Below are 18,759 nucleotides of genomic sequence, written 5' to 3'. Positions count from 1 at the left end.
CGACCGGGCCTTGTTCGTCGTCCTCCACCCTCGGTGGTTTCGCTCCTGGTGGGAGCAGAAGGTCGAGCACCTCAACGCCAAGAAGGTGCGCATCCCCTGGATGAACGACCGCCTCGTCCTCTACTCGCTCGACGCCCCGCTTCCAGAAAGCGCGGAACCGTCAAGTGCTCCCTCGACGGCCCCATCGGACGTTCGGTGCTAGGGCTATCGAGATCGGGTGAACCCCCCCACCCCAGGGGGACAGTGGTTCCCTTGTCTCGGGTCCAATCCGCAAGGCCCCGGTTTTCATCGAGGACCCCCCCGGGCATGGGGGCAACTCGAATTTTTGGGGCTTACCTGGGCGGGGCTCCTCCTGGCCCGAACTCCCACCCAGGTGAATCCCAGCTTACTTCTTGCGCTTACTCCTCGGACTCCGCTGCTTGATCTCCTGCGGCAGCTCCACGCGCTTCATGTAGACCTCCGCGTCAATGCCACCGGGTTTGAGCGGTGTATGGTGGACAAGAACGACCTCGTAATCGAGGGCGCTGCCATTCTTGTCTTGCCCCATGTCGACGAACTCCCCCTCGGATGGGACGCGGGTGAATTTGAACTTTCGGCCGATGCGCTGGAAATCAGCCACGCTTCCAGGCTTCGGGTCGATGAACAACGTCACAGTAGCCATTACGTTCTTCTTTCTCTCCCTCTACGGAGGCAATGCACCGACGACACGTCGGTGTTGCACTCGCATAGATCCGCGAGGGGGAGCCGTCGAGGTGCTTATCGCCCGCCCCCAGGGCAATAACGATGTTGCGTCTTCTCTCAGCACGTGTATCGGCCCTTTCCATGACGGTACCCAGTGCTCACCCACCACTTCCTCGCGCAACGAGGGGTACGGGCGTCCCTGACACTTAAAAATCTCGAGGACTACCGGGAGAAGTGACCGGGGACTTCCGGCGGTGGAGTTGCACCGGAGCTGGTGCCCGACAACCCGGCCCCCGCCACACCACCCGGACGAGACCGGGAACACCCCGGTGGGTGCTGGTGCAGCTTGGACGGTGCCTATCTTCTCGGGCTTCTTCACCGCCCCTGGCGCATCACTTCCCGCAGGTGCTCGGCCAGCCCGAGCAGGATGGCCATTGCTACCCGGCGAGTGAGTGGTGAGGTGGCCAGCTTCTTCATGGCGCCCATCATCGTTTTCACCTCCCTTCCCCTGGAACTACAGGCACGACACGGGCAGCAGACCGTCAGCCCTGCTCCCCGGTAGGTGGTGGTTGCTCCCCCGGCGTGCCGGGCTGGACGGGAGAGCTTTCCTCCAACGGACGGGTTGGCTCCGTTCCCGCTACTGGACGGGGTTGCGCGGTCTCCTTCGTCTCGGATGGAGACGGCTTCGACGCTCCGCTCCAGTCCCAGGGCCGCAGAACCACGTCTTCCCTGTCCGCGTACTCCCCGCCGGTGACGTTGTGCGACGTCAACAGGTGCGCCGGGTTCTCCTCGCCCCGGAGCACACGGCCGAGCTGATGCAGCCTGTTCTCCACCAGCAGAAGGATGGCGCTGATGATGACGGGTGCACTGTGTGTCCGCTCCGGGTCGGGCACCGCGCCCATGGCGACGCTGTCCGCGATCCAGTGGGCGCCCTCGATGGCGTAACGAATTTCCCCCAGCTCAGCGGAGAGGCTGATGTTTTCCATCTGGATTCCTCCTCGGGTGGATTGGATGAAGACGCACTGGCCGACCAGCCAGGACGTCAGCGGGAATGCCCGCCAAGGTTCTTATGCCGAAGCGCGGACGCTCTTGATGATCCCGACGAATGGCGCCGCCGAGAGCGGTGAGCGCCGGGAGTTGTCAGCCCCATCGAGTACTTCCTCGGCCCAGCTAACATTAGGGGGGGCCATCACCACGGGGAGTCCGATGAAGCTGGGCTGGACGGCGGTACTGCTAATGCTCCTCGCGGGGTGCGGATCCATCAACGAAGCGAGCGGTTCCCTCGGGACCAGACCCACGCCATCACCCGGTGCCAAGCCCGCCGTGAAGAAGGAACTGCCGTGGCTGGTGGTGCCGGGCGGGCAGATGAAGACGACCCTCTTCTATGGCCCTTGGCAGTGTCGCCGGGAATTCTTGAACCAGTGCCAGAGGGAGTGTGCCGGTGAGGGCTACCCGCTCATGGGCTGCATATGGCTGGCCGATCTCAAGTTCGACTGGAAGGGACGCCTCGTCCTCTTGCCCGTGGACGTTGAGGCCGGTAGCCGCTACGGCATCTACCACTGCTGCTGCAAGTTCCCCACGCGGACGAAGGCGGAGAACGAGGTTGCGCGCCAGGAGTGGAAGAACGCGATGAAGTCCTACCGAAAGAGCTGGAGTGAACGGTTCGGGGAATGGCCATCGGTGGATGGCGTGTCATGGCCGGGGCACCACATCCGGGACCTCTGGCACGGCGGCAACCCGGTGGAGCCCAACAACGTCTTCCCCGCGCAGCCGGGCGTTCACGACCTGTACAACAGGGCGTATCCCGCGTGCTACGACGGCCAGCCGCCCTGGAATACCGTGGGACCTGACCTGCCCTACACGGACAACTGACGATGACCACGCCCATGAGCAGCCTGCTCGAAGAGGTCTCCCGCGACCACTTCCCGTATCCACCCGCTACGCCCGAAAAGATCGCGGAGTTCGAGCAGCGGGTGGGCTGGAGGCTGGACCCGGACCTCCGGGCCTTCTACCTGCACTGCAACGGGGCGGAGCTGATTGAACGGTTGCCGGACACCCCCTACCGCATCCTTCCTCTGTCCAAGATCGTCCGGGCACGGGTGGCCATCTACGGTGAGGATGACGACAAATGGGGTCCCGCGTCGATGTACACCCTCTGTGACGTACAGGACGGGGATTACGTCCTGGTAGACGTGAGCCGCCAGGAGAATGGCCGCTACCCCCTCATGGACGGCTACCATGAGGCGTGGCCGAACCCGGAATACTGCGGGCCAGTCGCCAACTCTTTCTCGAAGTTCTTGGAGGCGGCGATCCGTTCTCGACGCCCCGTGTACTGGTTGGAGAAGAAGTGATTCAACGCGCTCGGGACTCCGCCTTGGGCGGCATTGGCCCCAGCCTCTTCTCCTCCTTCTCCTTCGCTCGGAAGAACATGGCCACTGCACCCGAGAAATGGCAGGCTGGGCTCAATCAGAAACAGCGCAAAGCCAAAACGTCTAATCAAAACGGCCCCAGAGGATGCGTCATGGCGAAGATCGGAGAGAATGACCCATGTCACTGCGGGAGCGGCAAGAAGAGGAAGAAGTGCCATGGGGACATTGCCGCCGCTCCGCCTAGCGTGCCGCTGGACGTGCGGGCGGAGGCTCGGCGCTTTCTGAACCAGCCTGGAATAAAGCCGGGCTGTTACGATGCGCCGGAGTTCCTCGCTCTTGAACAGAGGGACCCAGGAGTTGCTGAGGAATACGCGTGGCACGTCCTGACTCGTGCGCGGACGCCCGAGGAAGATGAGCGCACGCGGCGCATCGTCTCCCGGCTCCAAGCGGCCATCGAGGGGCGCTGCACCCCGGAGGAATTGCTGGGCCAGTGTGTTAATACCTCCTCCGCGATCTCGCGGATGCTTGACGCGGAGGGAATTTGGTCCTTCGTAGTGCGGGGCTCGACGAAGACCGAGTTCGATGCGTCCCTAGGCATAGAGGCGCAGTACTTCTGGAGCCGCAACAAAGACCGCGACTTCACAGGCGGCTACGCCGGGCACGCTTGGGTCGTTGCGCCCCCGTTCGTCGTCATCGACTTCACGGCGGCGCACCAGCGCTGGAGCGATGGAGGGGGTCGGCACGTCCCGGCGGGCGCAGTACTTCAAGAGTTCGCAAGCGCGCGGTTCGTCAGACCACATCTCGATCTCGTCCATCCCCTCCCGCACGAGCGTCCGAGCGACCACGCGATGATCCATCCCAAGCTTCAGGACTTCTGGGCGCGGCTAAAGCCGGTCGAGATCAAGTGCGGTTCGATCCTGCGAGTCTACCAGCCCGATGGCATCGGGCTCTTGGATGCTCCACTTGAGGGCCTTAAACGTCCTTCGTTCGGCGGCCTTTCTCCGCTGGAGTTCTACCGGCAGGCCATCGCAGGGGGTGGTACCGACGCCTAATGGCAGGATCCGCGTTCACATCTTGGGTCTATCGGTGCTCCCCAGGGTAGGCCGTGAAGTGGACCTCCGCACCGTCCTGAGTTTCCTCAATGCTGTCGATGAAGATGCAGATTTCAGTGTCGCTGGGGAGGCTCTGGACGCGCCGGAGCAGCGCGGGATCCTTCGAGGCGGCATCCATCAGGGCGGTCGTGAACGGTTGTTGTACCCGGCTTGGGTAGAGTGTCAGCACGGCCCGAACTGCGTCTGGTTGCCCCACCTCGCGAAAACGACCTTTCACGAGCGGATTAACGTTCGGCCTCACCTCGATGATTCGCATTCGTGCCCTCCATGACCGCGTCCTTCCAGGACGCTGAAGACTACTCCGCGCGGACGACACGCACAGGAAGAAACAGGAGGGTGCTTGTGGGGCGGGGGCAGTAGTGTGGCGCAGGCGGCTTGGGCAGGCGGTATCGAGCGGGTAGCAGGCGAGCGCGTCCTTCAAGACGCAGCCCTCCCGTGGCGAACCGCCGAGCAGGGGTGCTCATCATAAGGGGCAGAACTTCCCGCAGCAGAGCGCTTGGGGGTTACAGCGACCTGCGCCAGCCCAGGGTTCAGGGACCCACAGCGACATTGGCCCCGTCTCCAGAATGTCTCCAAGGCTGGAGGGGACTCCGGGGGACAGGTGGGACCGCCGGGGACTGGCCCGTGGATTTGAAGTGCCCGAATTTACTCGCGATTCCTCGAAAGGCGTGTGCCGTCGCGGGTTTAGGACACCCCTCGTCCACGGGTTCAAGTCCCGTACTCCTCGCCATGGAAACCCTTAGGGGTTGCTGGGCTCTTGTTTTTCATCTCGATGGAGCTGTGAACCAGGCTCAGTCGCCGCCGAAGAAGATGCGGCCCAGGCCCTCGCCCAGCGCGTTGCCGAACTGGCCGACGACGCCGTACTTGCCCGACGCCGCATCCTCCACGAAGCGCTCGCGGGAGTTGGGGTCTCCCAGCGTGGTGATGGCGTTGCCCGCCGCATTGCCCGCCTGCAGGAAGATGCCGTAGTCGCCGCTCTGGGACTTGCGGGCCAGCTCCTCCAGGCCCTTGGTATCGCCCGTGATGCCGGCCTCCGCCAGGGTCACCGCCGTGCCGACGACGCCGTTGAGCGCGTTGGAGATGTGCTGGCCCGTCACGGCGTCCACCGCGCCAATGCCCGCCAGGCCCGGCCCCTTGCCGAACAGGTAGTTGGTGACGCCCGCCAGCACCCCATCCACGATCTTCCCCGCCTGCGTCTGGGCCGGGCTGTTGGCCGCCACGCTGAAGCCGTTGGTGGCCGCGCCGGCCGCCGTCAGCGAGTCGCCAATCACGCCCAGCGCCTTGGACTGCTTGGACAGGTTGGCCAGCTTGGACTTGTTGGCGGCCAGGAAGTCGTCCATCCGCCGCAGCGAGGTGTCGAAAGGCTTCAGCGCCTTGGCCTTGCTTTGCGTGGCGATCTGCAGCTGCTTCTGCAGCCGGCCCATCAGCTGCGGGTCCTTCTTGACCGCGGGGTTGTTGAGCAGGTTCTTGGTCTGCTGGATGGTCTTGTCGTACCCGCGCTCCACCAACTCACGGCCGACGGCGAGGTGGGCGCGGTTGTTGAGCGCCGTGTTCACGCCCTGCTGGGTGTTCTGCAGCTTGGCGCCGATGTTGAGCTTCTTGTCCAGGCCGTACAGCAGGGAGCCGGCGGCTCCGCCCCAGGTGTTGACGGTGCTGCTCAACTCCGCGGCCTGCTCCAGCGGGGTCTTCTTCTCGGCGCCGCCCGCCCGGGCATCCGCCACCTCGAACCGGCTCTCTCCGGAGAAGCCCACCTCGTGCGGCTTCGCTTGCGGCTCGGGTGTGACGACCTTGGGGGTCGGAGACTCCGTGGGGCGGGTAGGGACAGCAGTCCCCGAACGGCCAACGCTCGAAATGCTCATGACGGCCTCTGTGCTTCGTCTGAGGGTGGAGATGGAACCTGTTCAGTTCAACACCCTCCAGTGTGGCAGCGCGGCGTCAGCGCAGCGTCAGCGCAGCGTCAGCGCACGGGGATGCCTTCAAGACGAGGGCTTCCGCCTGCCCCGGGGCTTCCCCCATCGAACGAGGAGCCGGCCGCCGGCGGGGCCTCCGCGGGCCGTGGCGGCGAGGCCTTGCCGGGCCGCACCAGTCCCACGCCGAAGCCCAGGGCCATCACGGCGGCGCCGATCGTCAGAATCGGCAGGACGCGGCGCTCCCGGAGGGGCCCACCGCCCGGCACGGTCTCCTCCGGCTCGCCCCGCAGCGCCCGCTGGAAGGGGCGGAGCATGGCCTCGAATCCGAACGCCCACAGGCTGAACAGGGAGGTGATGAAGAGCATCCCGAGCAGGTTCGGAATCCACGTCCCGCCATCGGGGAGGCTGGTCAACCGGGGACCCCAGACGGCGAAGGCCACCCCATAGCCCCCCGCGGCCAGGGCCGTGGACAGCGCCCACTTGTCTCGCATACGCCAGGGCCGCCCGGGACCGGCCACGCGCGCGAGCAGCAGATGCACGCCGTAGAGGACCAGCGACACCTTGCCCCAGACCTCCTTCCACTCGCCGATACCGCCATGCCCGGTCTCGTCCACGCCGCCCAACAACTCGTAGAGCCAGAGCAGGCGTTGTCCCACCTGCGTCAAGAGCTCCTGCTGCATCTCCTCCATGAGGCCGATGCTCACGAGCATGAACCAGCCGAAGTGGCCCGCCAACGCGAACACCTCCTGGGTGCTGGCCAGCAAGCCCAGGCCATGCGCCAACAGCGTGCGCACCAGGCGTTCCAACGGATGGCGAGGGGAGGGTTGCTTCATCGACACCATGTTCTCCCTGGGTCCCGGGCAGCCAGCACCCGCGGCCCGGAATCCGTAACCCAGGTGGACGTCGTCATCAACGGAGGGCGCGGTTCGAGCACCGTTCGCCCCTCGTGGGCACATCCGCCCTGTCACATCGTTCCATGCCTGTCTCTACATCCCGGAACCTCATCCGTACGAGAAAGGAGCTGGGAGTGATTGAAGTCATTCGAGGACGAGCGGGGGCGGCGGTGCTCGCGCTCGCGCTGGCCACCGCGGGGTGTGGAGCCGGGCCGGAGACGGCTTCCCCCTCAACCCAGACCCTCCATTCTTCCCTCGCCCCCGGAGTGGACCCCTTCGATCCGGCGGTCTTCAACTGGCAGTTCTACCTGCAGGCCAACGCGGACCTGATGGTCGCCTACATCTGGGACGAGCAGGGAGCGCGCAGCCACTGGTTGAGCAACGGTATCGCCGAGTGCCGCCGGGCCCACCCCACCTTCCACACCCAGCAGTACCTGCAGCTCAACCCGGACGTGAGCGCCGCCTACCAGGGCAGCTGCGTGGGCGCCCTGGAGCACTATCTGCGCAACGGCCGCAACGAGGGCCGGCAGACCTTCTACCAGGGCCATTTCGGCGGGCGCTACACGGTGAGCAACGGCGTGCTCACGCTCGGGGCCTCCACCCGCACGGCGGGCGCGGTGGACAGCCTGTACGTCAATGGCGTCGAGCTCATCGACTCCTTCGACCATGGGCGGCAAATCCAGACGGCCCTCCAGGCGTCCCGCCCTGGCGCGTTCGACTACAGGGACGGACTGCCCGGCGAGTGCTACAACCCCACCGAGGCCGGCGGTGCGTATGACGGCTTCGGCATCAACTCGACAAGCCAGCTCCTGGCGGCCGCCGTCGGCCCCAACACCTATTCCTCCCAGACGCAGATGGCCTTCTGGCTGGCGCCAGGAACCGACTCGACGGTGGCGCCCTGTGGTGGCGCGCAGAACACCACCCGGCTGTCGAACTATGTCCTCCACAAGCAGTTCACCCTCGGCGCCGCGGGGGATCCCCGCCTCATCCGCCACGACGTGACGCTCCATCTTCCCGAGTACGTGGAGCAGGCGAACATCGAGGCCTCCACGGGCTACTTCGACAGCTCGCTCGATGTCCTCTACAGCATGGAGCCGGGCACCTGCACCCTGTCCTTCATCGGCTACAACCGGGAGTACAGACACGGGAGCTCGAGGGCGCTGATCGCCACCCGGTCGGATGGAACGGTGGCCATGGGCGTCTGGGGCACGGGCCAGCCGGCCGAGTACTACGGCAGCAATGATCTCGACGTCCTCACCCCGGACATCCGGCGCACGGGCAAATGGGCCGTCGTCTACCAGAAGCGAGACATGGCGGTGGGGCCCCACGCCTTCCGCGTCTACATCGCCGCGGGCACGCTGTCGCAGGTGCACCACTCCCTGTGCGACATCACCCGCTCGCCCAATCCGTAGCCCTCCGCGCGCCGGCGGAAGTGTCCCCCCGGAGGCGTCAGGGCGCCTCCAGGTCCACCAGCCACACATCGTTGTCCAGCTCCAGGGTGGACCAGGCCAGGTGGCGGCCATCGGGTGAGGCCGCCACGTAGCGGAAGTAGGTGGAGGGCGAGGAGAGCAGCTCCGTGGTGTGGCCCCGCTCGTCCTGGTGGTGGAGGGCGAAGCGGCTCGTCCCGTCGCAGGCGCTGGTGAAGAACAGCCCGCGCCCATCCGCCGCCCACGCGAGGCTGGTGGGCCCCTGGCAGCCCTCGGCGCCGATGTGCCAGCCCACGGGTTGTCCGTCCAGGCTCCGCACCTCGGCGGGCTGTCCGGGCCGGGGCTCCGCGTGGGCGATGCGCAGCCCGTCGGGGGACACGTCCCACTGGGCGCCCAGGGGGACGCGCGTCTCCTCCAGGCGGAAGAGCTCGCGCTGGCGTCCCGTCTCCGGCTCCAACGCGAAGAAGGTGGTGCCCTGTCCCCGCTGCGTGGCGAGGACGCACGGGGTGGGCGCGGAGCGCGCGTGCGCCGGGCTGACACACCGCGCCGCGGCCTCCATGGGCGGGGGGGCGAAAGGTGGACGCGCGGCGGGCTCCTCCAGCCCGAGCAGTCTCCGCGGGCCCGGGGCCCCGGGGGCCTGGTACAGCAGGCTCGGGGGCCGCGCGGGCTCGGGCGGCACGCGCCAGTACAGCAGTCCCCCGTCCGGGGTGGCCCGCGCATGGGTCACCCAGGCCTCCGGCTCCGAGAGCTTCAGGGGCGGGCCATCCTCCAGCGGGTGTCCCGTCAGGGAGTAGGCCCCCTGGAGGTTGGTGGTGACCCAGACATACGCCCCGTCGGCGGACCAGCCCGCGAGCCGCTCGCTGCGCTGCGAGCGGGAGAGCTTCCGCGCCGCGCCCAGGCGGGGCCCCGGCTCGAGCGGTGCCACGAAGGTGCGGTAGTGGAGCCGGCTGCGGTTGAAGGCGAGCCGCCCCGAGCGCGCGGAGACGCTGGGGGCGGAGAGCACCGAGCCACTCCAGAAGGTGCGCTGGCGCAGCGGCCCGAGCGGCTCGCCGGAGCCGGAGAGGGGCAGCTCCCACAGGTTGGAGCCCTCCTCGTCCGTGCCCACGTCCGCCAGGGACATCCACAGCCGGCCCGGCAACCAGACGAAGGCACCCACTCCACCGGGGAGGCCCAGGCGCCAGTCCCTCAGCACCACGCGCTCGGGCCCTCCCTCCACGGGGAGGATCACCAGCGCATGGGCCCCGCCCGGCTCGTCCCACCGCAGGTAGGCCAGGAACGCGCCGTCCGGCGAGAAACACAGGGGGGCGGTGGAGTGGGTGGAGCTCCCGGGGGACACGCGCCGGGGCCGCGTGCCATCCGCGCGGGCCACCCAGACGGCCCCGTGCGCCAGGTAGGCGAGGTGGCGGCCCGTGGGGGAGTCCACCGCGTCACTCCCCTCGGGCAGCAGCCGCCGCCAGGTGCCCGAGGGCGGGGAGAGACGCCACACGCTCTGGTTCCCACGCCGTGCATCCACGAGGGTGGTGAGCAGCCCCTGCTCCGTGCTCCAGGAGAGCTGACGGATCCGCAGGCCGGCCGGGGGCTCCAGACGGGCGAAGGGCTCCTCCGCATCCACCCGCTGCAACGACAGGGTGCCCCGCCGCTCCACGTAGGCCAGGGTGTCGCCGTCCGGCCCCAGCGTCACGTCCTGGATCCAGGCGTCCGGCTCGAAGGCCGTCACCCGCCGGGCCTGGAGCGAGGCGGGCGGGGGCGGCTCGGCGCGAGGCCAGGAGCGCCAGGCGCCCAGGAGCGCCACGCCCGTCACCACCGCGGCCAGCGGCCAGGGCCAGCGGCGCGCGGGGGGAGACACGGGCCAGGTGGCTCGCAGCGCCGAGGCCAGCTCCCCCGCGTGGGGGAAGCGGGCCGCGGGGGCGCTCCACAGGCAGCGCTCCACCACCCGCGCGAGGGGAGGGCTCGTGGCCGCCGCGAGCGAGGCCCGGGCCGCGGGGGACAGGGCGTGCGCTCCAGGGGCGGCGGGCCTCCCTCCCTCCGGCGGCCGGCCGGTGAGCAGCTCGTACAGCACCAGCCCGAAGGAGAAGACATCCGAGGGGGGACCGGCCGGCTCGCCCCGCCGCTGCTCCGGGGACATATAGGGCGGGGTGCCCGCCACGGTGCCGGGAAGCTCCTCCCCGGGGCCGTGCTCGTCACCGGCGGGCCCATGGACGAAGCGGGCCAGGCCGAAGTCCAGCAGCTTCACCTGCCCATCCGGCCGCACCAGGACGTTGGCGGGCTTGAGATCCCGGTGCACCACGCCGGCGGCATGCGCGGCCGCCAGCGCCTCGGCCACCTGCTGCGCCAGCGCTCGCGCCTCCTCGAGGGGCGGCCGGCGCCGGGAGAGCACCCCCGAGAGCGGCTCGCCCTCCACCAGCTCCATGGTGAGGAAGGCCCACCCGTCCACCTCCTCGACGGAGTACACGGTGGCGATGCACGGGTGGTGGACGGAGGCGGCGGCCCGGGCCTCGTGCAGCAGCCGGGCCCGCCAGGCCGAGTCCCGGAGCGACAGCAGCTTGAGGGCCACGGTGCGGCGCAGGCGCGTATCCCGCGCCCGGTACACCACGCCCATGCCGCCCCGGCCCAGCGGCGCCTCCACCTCGTAGTGGCCGATCCGGTCCCCCGCGCGCAACGCGAGCGCCTCGGGGGTGAGGATGTCGGGCGCGTGGGCCAGCAGGGCCAGCAGCGGGTCGGCCTCGTGCGAGTCGGCCTCGTGCGAGTCGGCCTCCGGCCGTGAGCTGGAGGTGGGCGCGCTGGAGGCGGAGTCGTCGTCCGGTGGGCTCATTCTCGCGGGGGTGGGGCGGGCGTCATCCGGGCCCGCAGCCGCTCCTTGAGGCGCTGGAAGCGCTTGCGCACCGCGGCGGCGGCGCGCTCGGGCTCCTCCGCCTCGGGCAGGAGCACGCGAGCGATGTCCACCCACTCCATCCGCCGGTCGATGCGCAGGGTGAGGAGCATCTGCTCCTCGGTGGACAGCAAGGCGCGAAGCTCGCGCACACGCTCCTGCGGGTCTCCGCGCAGGTGGCTGACGGTGGACTGGCGCACCTCGGCCGCCACGTTGAGCACCTCGGAGTTCAGCGGCTCGCTGGCGCGCAGGGGCTGGCGCGAGGCGCGGGTGCCGAAGCGCAGGCAGGCGTGGCGGGCGATGACATAGGTCCACGTCCTCAGCGAGCAGCGCCACTGGAAGCTGGCCAGCCCCCTCCAGAGCGCCTCGCAGAAGACGGAGAAGACCTCCTCGGCGTCCGCGCGGTCGCCCAGCGCGGTACACAGGAAGCCGAGCACTTCCGGTCCATGGGCGCGGATGGTGAGCGTGGCGGCCTCACTCACCTCTCCAGCCCGGCACAGAGCCTGGACACGCGCTTCGATGTCGGCTCGCGCGTGGTCCATCCGCATGCTGCTCATGCTCTGTTCATGCCAGCTTTCCCCGGCCCGTGCCAGGGGACGGGCGGGCGCTCTTGTGTATCCCCTGTTCCTACACCCGCCCGGGCCGCGCTAGGGACACGCGAGCTCGATGGGGGGCGAGATCGCGCTCATCGCGTTCTCGGACAGGAAATCCGGATGCGATTGAGTGCCGCGCAGGCGCAGGAAGAGCTGCCCGGTGCAAGGGGAGGGCGAGGAGCGCGAGCTCGTACTGGCAGCGCAGCGCGGTGGTGTTCGGCAACGGGGAGCACGCCGTGTCCTGGTTCATCGGGTGGTTGGCGACGATGAGCGCGCCTTGCACGCCGCCGAGCGAGCCATCCAGATCCTTCACCGCGGAGTTCAGCAGCGAGTCCTGCCACACCGGCCCGAGGACACCGGCCGCCGGATCCAGGGCGATTCGCTGGGAGGGCTCGGGCGAGAAGGTGAGGCCCCTCACCGTGTTGACGTAGCGCATGGCCCCGCCCACCGAATAGAAGGGCACCGGCGTGACGTCCCAGGTGCCGTGGAAGACGCGCTGCGACGGGAAGCCCGCGAAGTGGATGTTGCGCAGATCGAACGGACCGTCATACAGCCGCACGCCCTGGAACAAGTTTCCCGCCCAGCCTCCGTGGCTCACGTGGAAGTCGAGGTCCGCGCTCGAGTGGTTGGCGCTGAAGCCCACGACGAGCGAGTCCGAGACGATCTGGTTGTAGGCGAAGAACAGGGAGTTGCCGTTGTCGGCGGCGATGAGCTCGCGGAGCGTCATCGTCGCGCCGCGCGTATAGATGCCGGTCAGCTTGTTCTTGAAGACGGCCAGCCGGTCCATGACGGGAATGGCCCCGGTGGGATTGGTCGCTCCGCGGTGGTGGTAGTGCGAGGCGACGATGTGCCGGTCCCGGTCGTTGAGAGGGTTGCCCACCAGCGCTCCATCGGGCGCGCCGTCCCACGTCATTCCCACATCCGAGCTGTGCGCGACGTTGTCCGAGAAGAGCGTGGTGCTCAGCTCGGCGGGAGCCAGCGTCGTGGCCCCGGCGGGCGCCGGGCCCTCCGGGAAGAAGCAGCCGCTCTCCGTACACGCCAGCCTCTGGCTGAACGACATCCAGAACCCGGTGCCCTCCGAGCCGGAGGCCACGTTCCCGCGGACGATGTTCCGCGGGTTGGAAATCCAGAAGGCGCCTGGCGGAGAGAAGCGCGTGAGGTCCACCCCCGCCGACATGTACTCGGAGGCCAGGAGCGCCTTTTCCACGGGGACGCGCTTGGAGAGCAGCGTCAGGTTGTCGATGAGCTGGTTGTCCACCTCGTTCCCGTCCTCCAGGAAGAAGCCGTGGCCGAAGTGGTTGAAGCAGACGTTGTTCTGCACCAGGGCCTCGTGCGTCCCGTGCACGGTCACACAGCGCTGGTAGGAGTTGCGGATGCTCGAGTTGCGGATGAACTGCCCCGGCACCGCGCCCGCCATGTGCCAGTGGAAGGGGTAGCGTCCCATCTTCCCCATCTGCCCCATGCGCACCAGCTCGATGCCGTCCAGGTAGGCGAAGGCCGAGCGCATGGCCATGACGTGGCCGCCGAAGGCGGCGGCATCGAGCTCGGCCTCGGAGCCGTCGGGCTCGATGCGGATGTTGCGGCTCAGGTTGGCCACCTCGGCGCGCTCATCCAGCGTCCACGCGCGTGAGCCATTGGAGTAGGTCTGCGTCACGCCGTGGTGGTTGTAGGAGAAGGGACGGTCCACCTGGATCGTCCTGCCGTCGGGGGAGATGGCGGTGATGAGGCGCTCCTCGGCCTCGGCGAAGTTGTAGCTGCTGGGGCCCAGGACGATGCGGTCGCCGGCGGCCCAGTCCGGGGCGGCCGAGGAGAGCACCAGGGTGCTGGAGCCCTGGGGGAGGGTGCCGTTGATTCGCTGCCAGCCCTTCTTCCGCTCACCCACGCTAGGGCCGGAAAAAATAAATCCCCCCTGTCACATCCTTCCCAGCCTGTCTCTACCTCGCGGCCATTGTCAGACAAGGAGTCCGTGATCCAGATGCAAGCGTATGCGTGGAAGAGCCCCCAGCCGCCGAGCCGCTCTCCTGCCCGACGGACACCTTCCGGCGCCCCTCCGGTGGGATGGCCCCTCTGGGCTACCGGGCCGGCGCCGGGTGGTGCTCGGGCATTCGGGGGCTCGGACTGGCGAGCCCCGGCGCCGGGGCTGCTGGGCCAGGGCGCCCGCTCGGGTGGGACTGCCGGAGACGCCTCCGTGGGCTCCAAGTGCCCGGATTCACTCGGGATTTCCGTACTCCTCGCCCAGGGAAGAGGGCCCGGAGCCGCGAGCCGGTTCCAGGCCCTTCGTCTTTTCCCACCCGGCGCGCCGAAATCCCGCGATTGAACTAGACTCGGGGCGCGCTGCCGCGGGGCCTCCGTTCCCCCCCGGCCGAGGAGAACGAGACGATGTTTTCGAGATGGACAGTGGGGCGGCAGTTCCTCGTGGGTTTGCTCCTGATGTCGACGTTGATCGGGGGCTTCATCGTCCTGACGCGCAAGGGCACCCAGATGGTGATGGACGCCGCGGAGCTCGTGATGCAGAGCCACGAGTCGCTCACCCACATCGAGCGCGCCTTCTCCCTGGTGAAGGACGCGGACGTGGGCCACCGCGACTACATCCTCACCGGCAACGAGGCCGCCCTCGACTTCTACCGCCAGGCCCAGGGCAGCGTGTCCAAGGAGCTCGAGCGGCTGCGCCAGTTGCTGTCCGGCGACGCCGAGCGGCTGCGGCTCCTGGAGTCGGTCTCGGCCGCCCTGGAGCAGAAGCTGAACAGCGTGCGTGGCAACGTCGAGGTGCGCCGCGCCCAGGGGATGGACGTCGCCCTGGCCCGCCTCAACTCTGGTGAGAGCGCGCGGCTGATGGACAACCTCCGCACCGCCGTCTCGGAGCTGCGCCAGCACGAGGAGCAGCTGCTCGCGGCGCGCGAGACGAAGCAGCACGATGAGCTGCGGGGTCTCGACAAGTTCTACTGGATCGACGGCATCGGGCTCCTGGTCATCTGTATGGCCATCGCCACGGTCATCGGCAGGAGCCTGGAGCGCCGGCTGTCCACCGCCATCGCGCAGGTGCAGGGCTCCTCGGCCGATCTCCACTCGGCGGCCTCGCAGCAGGTCAGCGGCGCGCGCGAGCAGGCCTCGGCCACCACGGAGATCTCCACCACCGTCAAGGAGCTGCTGTCCACCTCGCGGCAGATCGCCGGCAGCGCCCAGCAGGTGGCCCGCGTGGCGGATGACACGGCCGGCGCCGCCCGCACCGGCAACGACACGGTGCTGCGCGCCCAGGAGGCCATCGACGTGGTGAGCCGCCAGGTGGACTCCATCGTCAATCACATGCTGGAGCTGGGCAAGCGCTCGCAGGAGATTGGCGGCATCCTGGACATCATCAACGAGCTGGCCGAGCAGACGAACATCCTCGCCATCAACGCCACCATCGAGAGCGCCGGGGCGGGCGAGCACGGCAAGCGCTTCGCCGTGGTGGCCGATGAGATCCGCAAGCTGGCGGACCGCGTCGGTGGAGCCACCAAGGACATCCGCGTGCTCATCGACGAGATCCGCGCCGCCTCCAACACCACCATCATGGCCACCGAGGACGGCTCCAAGGCGGTGCAGAGCAGCGCGAAGCAGTTCGGCGAGGTGGCCGGCAACTTCCGGCGCATCGCCGAGCTGGTGCGCGCCAACCTGGACGTGGCGCGGGAGATCGAGCTGAGCACCCAGCAGCAGACGACGGCGGTGGAGCAGGTGAACACCGCCATCCTCGAGGTGGCCCAGACGGCGCGTCAGGCCGAGTCCACCTCCGCGCAGACGCTGCAGACGGCCAACCAGCTCTCCCAGCTGTCCAAGCAGCTCAGCGCCATCCTCGACGCGAGCGCCGCCGCCGCCGCCGCTTCCTCCTCCTGAGTCCGGGAAGAATCCCGTACCCGCGGGGGAGGGCTTGTGTTCACCTCCCCCGTCATGACCGTGTCGCGACTCGCCGGGGGCTCCCGGCTGCTGTGGGTGTGGGTCCCGTGTCTCCTGGGCCTCTCCTGTGTGTCGGCCCGCTCCGAGCCGGTGCCCGCCGCCGCTTCCGTGGACGCGGGCCCGGGCTCGCCGGACGCGGGCCTGGCGCCGGTGGACGCGGGCCTCCGCTGTGTGCCCCTCACCTGTCTGAAGGCCCGGGCCCGGTGTGGTGTCATCTCCGATGGGTGTGGCGGCTCGGTGGACTGTGGGCAGTGCTCCCAGCCCTGCGCGCCGGAGGAGATGAACTGCTGCGGCATCTGCATTCCCCGATCCGAGGGCCGCTGTCCCGACAACATCCACTGCCGTCCCCTCGCCCCTCCCGTGGAAGCGGAGCAGTGAGCGTGGAAGACTGCGCCGTGGAGGTGACTCGGTGAACCCTGACGTTCGAGAGATCTACGACGATCTCGGCCAGAAATACGATGTGTGGACCCTGCTGCCGGACCGCCTCTTCCTGGACCGGTGGCGGCGCGAGCTGCTCGCGAATGCCCGGGGAGAGGTGCTCGAGGTGGCCGTCGGCACGGGCAAGAACCTGCCCTTCTACCCCGAGGCGTGCCGGGTGACGGGCCTGGACTTCTCGCGCGCCATGCTCGACGAGGCCTCGCGCCGGGCCCGGGCGCTGAATCGCCCCTTCGAGCCCCGCGAAGGCGATGTCACGGCGTTGCCCTTCGCCGATGCGAGCTTCGACACGGTGACGTGCACGCTCGCCGTCTGCACCTTCACGGAGCCGCTCGCCGCGCTGCGCGAGATGCGCCGGGTGTGCCGTCCCGGCGGCTCCGTGCTGTTGCTGGAGCACGTGCTCCCCAGGGATCGGCCCCTGGCCCGGGTCGCCCAGGCCCTCGCCCCCCTCACGCGCAAGGCGGTGGGCTGCAACCCCGACCGGGACACCCTGGCGCTCCTGCGCGAGGCGGGGCTGTACGTCGACTCCGTTCGCGGCCGCGCCCGCGACATCATCCTCGCCGTGGTCGCCCGGCCCTGAGGGGGATGGTTTGTGCGTCAATCAAATCGCGTGAATAAATATTACGGCGAGTAATCTCACATAGACGACATTCCTGACTCTGGTATAAGAACGGATTAACCGGGTTAGCCCTGGAGCTAACGGTTCTGTCAGACAAAGGAGTCACTGCGTGAGCAAGAGCGTTCGTGGTTTCAAGTGGCTGGTGGGGGGAATCGTCGGAGTGTCCATGCTGGGCGCGTGCGGCGCACCGGAGGAGCTCGGTACGGCCTCGGAGCAGAGCGCGCAGGCCACCGGCGAGGTGGCGGTGAGCCTGTCGGTGAGCAAGGCCACGCTGAGCGCCCGCGAGGACGTGTCGGTGACGGTCACGCTGACCAACGTCTCGTCCCAGCCCGTGCAGCTGCTCAAGTTCTACGTCCCGGACAGCCGCCTGAAGGAGGGTCTGTTCGAGGTGACGCGCAATGGCGAGCCCGTGGAGTACATCGGTCCGCACATCAAGCGCGCGGCCCCCACCGCCCAGGACTACATCACCCTGGCCCCCGGCGAGAGCATCTCGGGCTCGGCCCCCGTCTCCGGCATGTATGACCTGACCGAGACCGGCGCCTACACCATCCGTTACGCCGCGCGCTCGCTGGATCAGCACAGCGCGGTGATCACCAAGGCGGCGCAGCTCGACTCCAACCTGGTGAGCCTGTGGATCGAGGGCCGCGCCAGTGAGCTCGAGTCGCAGGGCACGGTGTCCGCCCAGGGCCTGTCGTACTCCGGCGCCTGCACCAGCACCGAGCAGTCGTCGATCTCCTCGGCGCTGAGCTATGCCCGCACGTACGCCAACAACGCGTCCACCTACCTCAACGGCATCTCCTCGGGCACCACGCGCTACACCACGTGGTTCGGCGCGTACTCCAGCACCAACCTGAGCACGGCGCGCAGCCACTTCACCAACATCAAGAACGCGCTGGCCAACGCGGCGATCGTGGTCGACTGCAGCTGCAACGACAGCTACTACGCCTACGTGTACCCGTCCTCGCCGTACAAGATCTACGTGTGCAACGCCTTCTGGAGCGCCCCCACCACGGGCACGGACTCCAAGGCCGGCACGCTGGTCCACGAGATGAGCCACTTCAACGTGGTGGCCGCCACGGATGACTGGGCCTACGGCCAGAGCGCGGCCAAGAACCTCGCGATCTCCAGCCCCACCAAGGCGCTGGACAACGCGGACAGCCACGAGTACTTCGCCGAGAACACCCCCGCGCTGCCGTAATCGGAGAGCGTGAGGTGAAGCAGGACGAGACGGGAGCGGCGACGCTCCCGTTTTTCTTTTTCCCGCAGTCGTCTTTCCCGGAGGAGAGCATCCGTCCCATGACTCGTGGATATGGCCGTTGGGTCGCGCTGTGCTGTCTGACGTTGAGCGCGGGCGCGTGTGCGCCGCGCAAGGAGACCGTGGAACCGAAGCCGGCCCCCGTGCCGGAGCAACCGGCCCCGGCCCCGCAGGCGGCTCCCGAGCCGCAGAAGGAGAACCCGGCGATGGCGGCGTCCCTGGACTGTGTGGTGAGCGTGCCCGCCAGCGTGCGCGCGGGCGAGCCGGTGCAGCTGCGCTTCCAGCTCACCAACCGCACGGCGCAACCGCTGTCCGTGCTCAAGTGGCGTACGCCGCTCGAGGGGTTGATGGGCAAGGACTTCGAGGTGACCCGCGATGGCACCGAGGTCGCCTACCTGGGGCGCATGGTGAAGCGGGGCAACCCGTCGGCGGATGCGTACGTGACGATCGCGCCCGGCGCCTCCGTGGACGCCCAGGTCGATCTCTCGCAGGCCTACGAGATGAAGCAGCCGGGGCGCTACCGCATCGCGTTCAACGGCGAGCTGATGGACGTGGTGGAGAAGCAGGCGGAGGTGCCGCGTTCGCTGGAGCAGCTCCAGTCCCGCCCGGTGTCCTGCCCCGCGGTGGAGACGACGATCACCGCTCCCTGAGCCGTGCGCTTCGAGC

At 68.5% G+C, this 18,759-nt stretch carries 18 protein-coding genes; 10 read left to right on the top strand and 8 right to left on the bottom strand.

Going from position 1 to position 18,759, the window contains the following annotated elements; genetic code table 11:
* Nucleotides 1–202 (top strand): hypothetical protein (locus tag VFZ09_RS14455; RefSeq protein ID WP_329728147.1); only part of this gene is annotated, 202 nt, incomplete at its 5' end.
* 183 nt (nt 203–385) lie between these two features.
* On the opposite strand, the gene VFZ09_RS14450 is transcribed toward VFZ09_RS14455, so the two are convergent.
* Nucleotides 386–547, bottom strand: a complete 162-nt coding sequence (locus tag VFZ09_RS14450) for a hypothetical protein (RefSeq protein ID WP_329728146.1) — start codon at nt 545–547, stop codon at nt 386–388.
* Between the two features lie 676 nt (nt 548–1,223).
* The gene (locus tag VFZ09_RS14445; RefSeq protein ID WP_329728145.1) at nt 1,224–1,667 is read right to left on the bottom strand and encodes a hypothetical protein; all 444 of its coding nucleotides are present in this window, start codon (nt 1,665–1,667) and stop codon (nt 1,224–1,226) included.
* Between the two features lie 337 nt (nt 1,668–2,004).
* Here VFZ09_RS14445 and VFZ09_RS14440 point away from each other — a divergent pair, with 337 nt between their 5' ends.
* The 3 genes from VFZ09_RS14440 (at nt 2,005) to VFZ09_RS14430 (ending at nt 4,102) form a co-directional block, all read left to right on the top strand.
* A complete protein-coding gene (locus tag VFZ09_RS14440) occupies nt 2,005–2,553 on the top strand; it encodes a hypothetical protein (RefSeq protein ID WP_329728144.1) in 549 nt (182 codons plus the stop codon).
* Nucleotides 2,554–2,555: 2 nt separating this feature from the next.
* Nucleotides 2,556–3,032 (top strand): SMI1/KNR4 family protein, encoded by a 477-nt coding sequence (locus tag VFZ09_RS14435; protein ID WP_329728143.1) that lies wholly within the window; start codon nt 2,556–2,558, stop codon nt 3,030–3,032.
* 170 nt (nt 3,033–3,202) lie between these two features.
* Nucleotides 3,203–4,102, top strand: a complete 900-nt coding sequence (locus tag VFZ09_RS14430) for an SEC-C metal-binding domain-containing protein (RefSeq protein ID WP_329728142.1) — start codon at nt 3,203–3,205, stop codon at nt 4,100–4,102.
* A 28-nt stretch (nt 4,103–4,130) separates the two neighbouring features.
* Here VFZ09_RS14430 and VFZ09_RS14425 read toward each other — a convergent pair whose 3' ends face one another.
* From VFZ09_RS14425 to VFZ09_RS14415, 3 genes are all read right to left on the bottom strand, one after another.
* Nucleotides 4,131–4,418, bottom strand: a complete 288-nt coding sequence (locus tag VFZ09_RS14425; protein ID WP_329728141.1) for a hypothetical protein — start codon at nt 4,416–4,418, stop codon at nt 4,131–4,133.
* Nucleotides 4,419–4,953: 535 nt separating this feature from the next.
* Nucleotides 4,954–6,021 (bottom strand): hypothetical protein, encoded by a 1,068-nt coding sequence (locus tag VFZ09_RS14420; RefSeq protein ID WP_329728140.1) that lies wholly within the window; start codon nt 6,019–6,021, stop codon nt 4,954–4,956.
* Between the two features lie 98 nt (nt 6,022–6,119).
* Nucleotides 6,120–6,905 carry a hypothetical protein gene (locus VFZ09_RS14415; RefSeq protein ID WP_329728139.1) on the bottom strand — a complete coding sequence of 262 codons (786 nt, stop codon included), beginning with the start codon at nt 6,903–6,905 and terminating at the stop codon, nt 6,120–6,122.
* Nucleotides 6,906–7,099: 194 nt separating this feature from the next.
* Between VFZ09_RS14415 and VFZ09_RS14410 the strand changes: the two genes are divergently transcribed.
* Nucleotides 7,100–8,377: a hypothetical protein gene (locus VFZ09_RS14410; protein ID WP_329728138.1), complete on the top strand. Its 1,278-nt coding sequence runs from the start codon at nt 7,100–7,102 to the stop codon at nt 8,375–8,377.
* Between the two features lie 37 nt (nt 8,378–8,414).
* On the opposite strand, the gene VFZ09_RS14405 is transcribed toward VFZ09_RS14410, so the two are convergent.
* The 3 genes from VFZ09_RS14405 to VFZ09_RS14395 all read right to left on the bottom strand — a co-directional run bounded on the left by VFZ09_RS14405 (nt 8,415) and on the right by VFZ09_RS14395 (nt 13,736).
* Complete coding sequence (locus tag VFZ09_RS14405) at nt 8,415–11,204, bottom strand: protein kinase domain-containing protein (protein ID WP_329728137.1); 2,790 nt, start codon at nt 11,202–11,204, stop codon at nt 8,415–8,417.
* The gene (locus VFZ09_RS14400; RefSeq protein WP_329728136.1) at nt 11,201–11,818 is read right to left on the bottom strand and encodes a sigma-70 family RNA polymerase sigma factor; all 618 of its coding nucleotides are present in this window, start codon (nt 11,816–11,818) and stop codon (nt 11,201–11,203) included. Before VFZ09_RS14400 ends, VFZ09_RS14405 begins: the two co-directional genes overlap by 4 nt.
* A gap of 70 nt (nt 11,819–11,888) precedes the next feature.
* Nucleotides 11,889–13,736, bottom strand: coding sequence for a right-handed parallel beta-helix repeat-containing protein (locus tag VFZ09_RS14395; protein ID WP_329728135.1), 1,848 nt, complete (start codon nt 13,734–13,736; stop codon nt 11,889–11,891).
* Between the two features lie 548 nt (nt 13,737–14,284).
* Between VFZ09_RS14395 and VFZ09_RS14390 the strand changes: the two genes are divergently transcribed.
* The 5 genes from VFZ09_RS14390 (at nt 14,285) to VFZ09_RS14370 (ending at nt 18,743) form a co-directional block, all read left to right on the top strand.
* Nucleotides 14,285–15,724 (top strand): methyl-accepting chemotaxis protein, encoded by a 1,440-nt coding sequence (locus tag VFZ09_RS14390; RefSeq protein WP_329728134.1) that lies wholly within the window; start codon nt 14,285–14,287, stop codon nt 15,722–15,724.
* Between the two features lie 54 nt (nt 15,725–15,778).
* Entirely contained in the window at nt 15,779–16,162 is a 384-nt protein-coding gene (locus VFZ09_RS14385; RefSeq protein WP_329728133.1) for a hypothetical protein, read from the top strand.
* 31 nt (nt 16,163–16,193) lie between these two features.
* The gene (locus VFZ09_RS14380; RefSeq protein WP_329728132.1) at nt 16,194–16,799 is read left to right on the top strand and encodes a class I SAM-dependent methyltransferase; all 606 of its coding nucleotides are present in this window, start codon (nt 16,194–16,196) and stop codon (nt 16,797–16,799) included.
* A gap of 148 nt (nt 16,800–16,947) precedes the next feature.
* Entirely contained in the window at nt 16,948–18,036 is a 1,089-nt protein-coding gene (locus VFZ09_RS14375; RefSeq protein WP_329728131.1) for a M35 family metallo-endopeptidase, read from the top strand.
* A 98-nt stretch (nt 18,037–18,134) separates the two neighbouring features.
* Nucleotides 18,135–18,743 carry a protease gene (locus VFZ09_RS14370; RefSeq protein WP_329728130.1) on the top strand — a complete coding sequence of 203 codons (609 nt, stop codon included), beginning with the start codon at nt 18,135–18,137 and terminating at the stop codon, nt 18,741–18,743.
* Nucleotides 18,744–18,759 lie beyond the last annotated feature (16 nt).

It is taken from the genome of Archangium sp. (assembly GCF_036277355.1).
Taxonomy (GTDB): domain Bacteria; phylum Myxococcota; class Myxococcia; order Myxococcales; family Myxococcaceae; genus Archangium.
Note: the sequence above shows the minus strand (reverse complement) of the source record. Positions and strands in the feature narration are given on the sequence as shown.

Coding starts and splice junctions, on each gene's coding strand:
- VFZ09_RS14405 (WP_329728137.1), bottom strand. CDS start 11,204: ATGAGCCCACCGGACGACGACTCCGCCTCCAGCGCGCCCACCTCCAGC.
- VFZ09_RS14415 (WP_329728139.1), bottom strand. CDS start 6,905: ATGAAGCAACCCTCCCCTCGCCATCCGTTGGAACGCCTGGTGCGCACG.
- VFZ09_RS14430 (WP_329728142.1), top strand. CDS start 3,203: ATGGCGAAGATCGGAGAGAATGACCCATGTCACTGCGGGAGCGGCAAG.
- VFZ09_RS14450 (WP_329728146.1), bottom strand. CDS start 547: ATGGGGCAAGACAAGAATGGCAGCGCCCTCGATTACGAGGTCGTTCTT.
- VFZ09_RS14435 (WP_329728143.1), top strand. CDS start 2,556: ATGACCACGCCCATGAGCAGCCTGCTCGAAGAGGTCTCCCGCGACCAC.
- VFZ09_RS14425 (WP_329728141.1), bottom strand. CDS start 4,418: ATGCGAATCATCGAGGTGAGGCCGAACGTTAATCCGCTCGTGAAAGGT.
- VFZ09_RS14370 (WP_329728130.1), top strand. CDS start 18,135: ATGACTCGTGGATATGGCCGTTGGGTCGCGCTGTGCTGTCTGACGTTG.
- VFZ09_RS14385 (WP_329728133.1), top strand. CDS start 15,779: ATGACCGTGTCGCGACTCGCCGGGGGCTCCCGGCTGCTGTGGGTGTGG.
- VFZ09_RS14390 (WP_329728134.1), top strand. CDS start 14,285: ATGTCGACGTTGATCGGGGGCTTCATCGTCCTGACGCGCAAGGGCACC.
- VFZ09_RS14420 (WP_329728140.1), bottom strand. CDS start 6,021: ATGAGCATTTCGAGCGTTGGCCGTTCGGGGACTGCTGTCCCTACCCGC.
- VFZ09_RS14400 (WP_329728136.1), bottom strand. CDS start 11,818: ATGAGCAGCATGCGGATGGACCACGCGCGAGCCGACATCGAAGCGCGT.
- VFZ09_RS14445 (WP_329728145.1), bottom strand. CDS start 1,667: ATGGAAAACATCAGCCTCTCCGCTGAGCTGGGGGAAATTCGTTACGCC.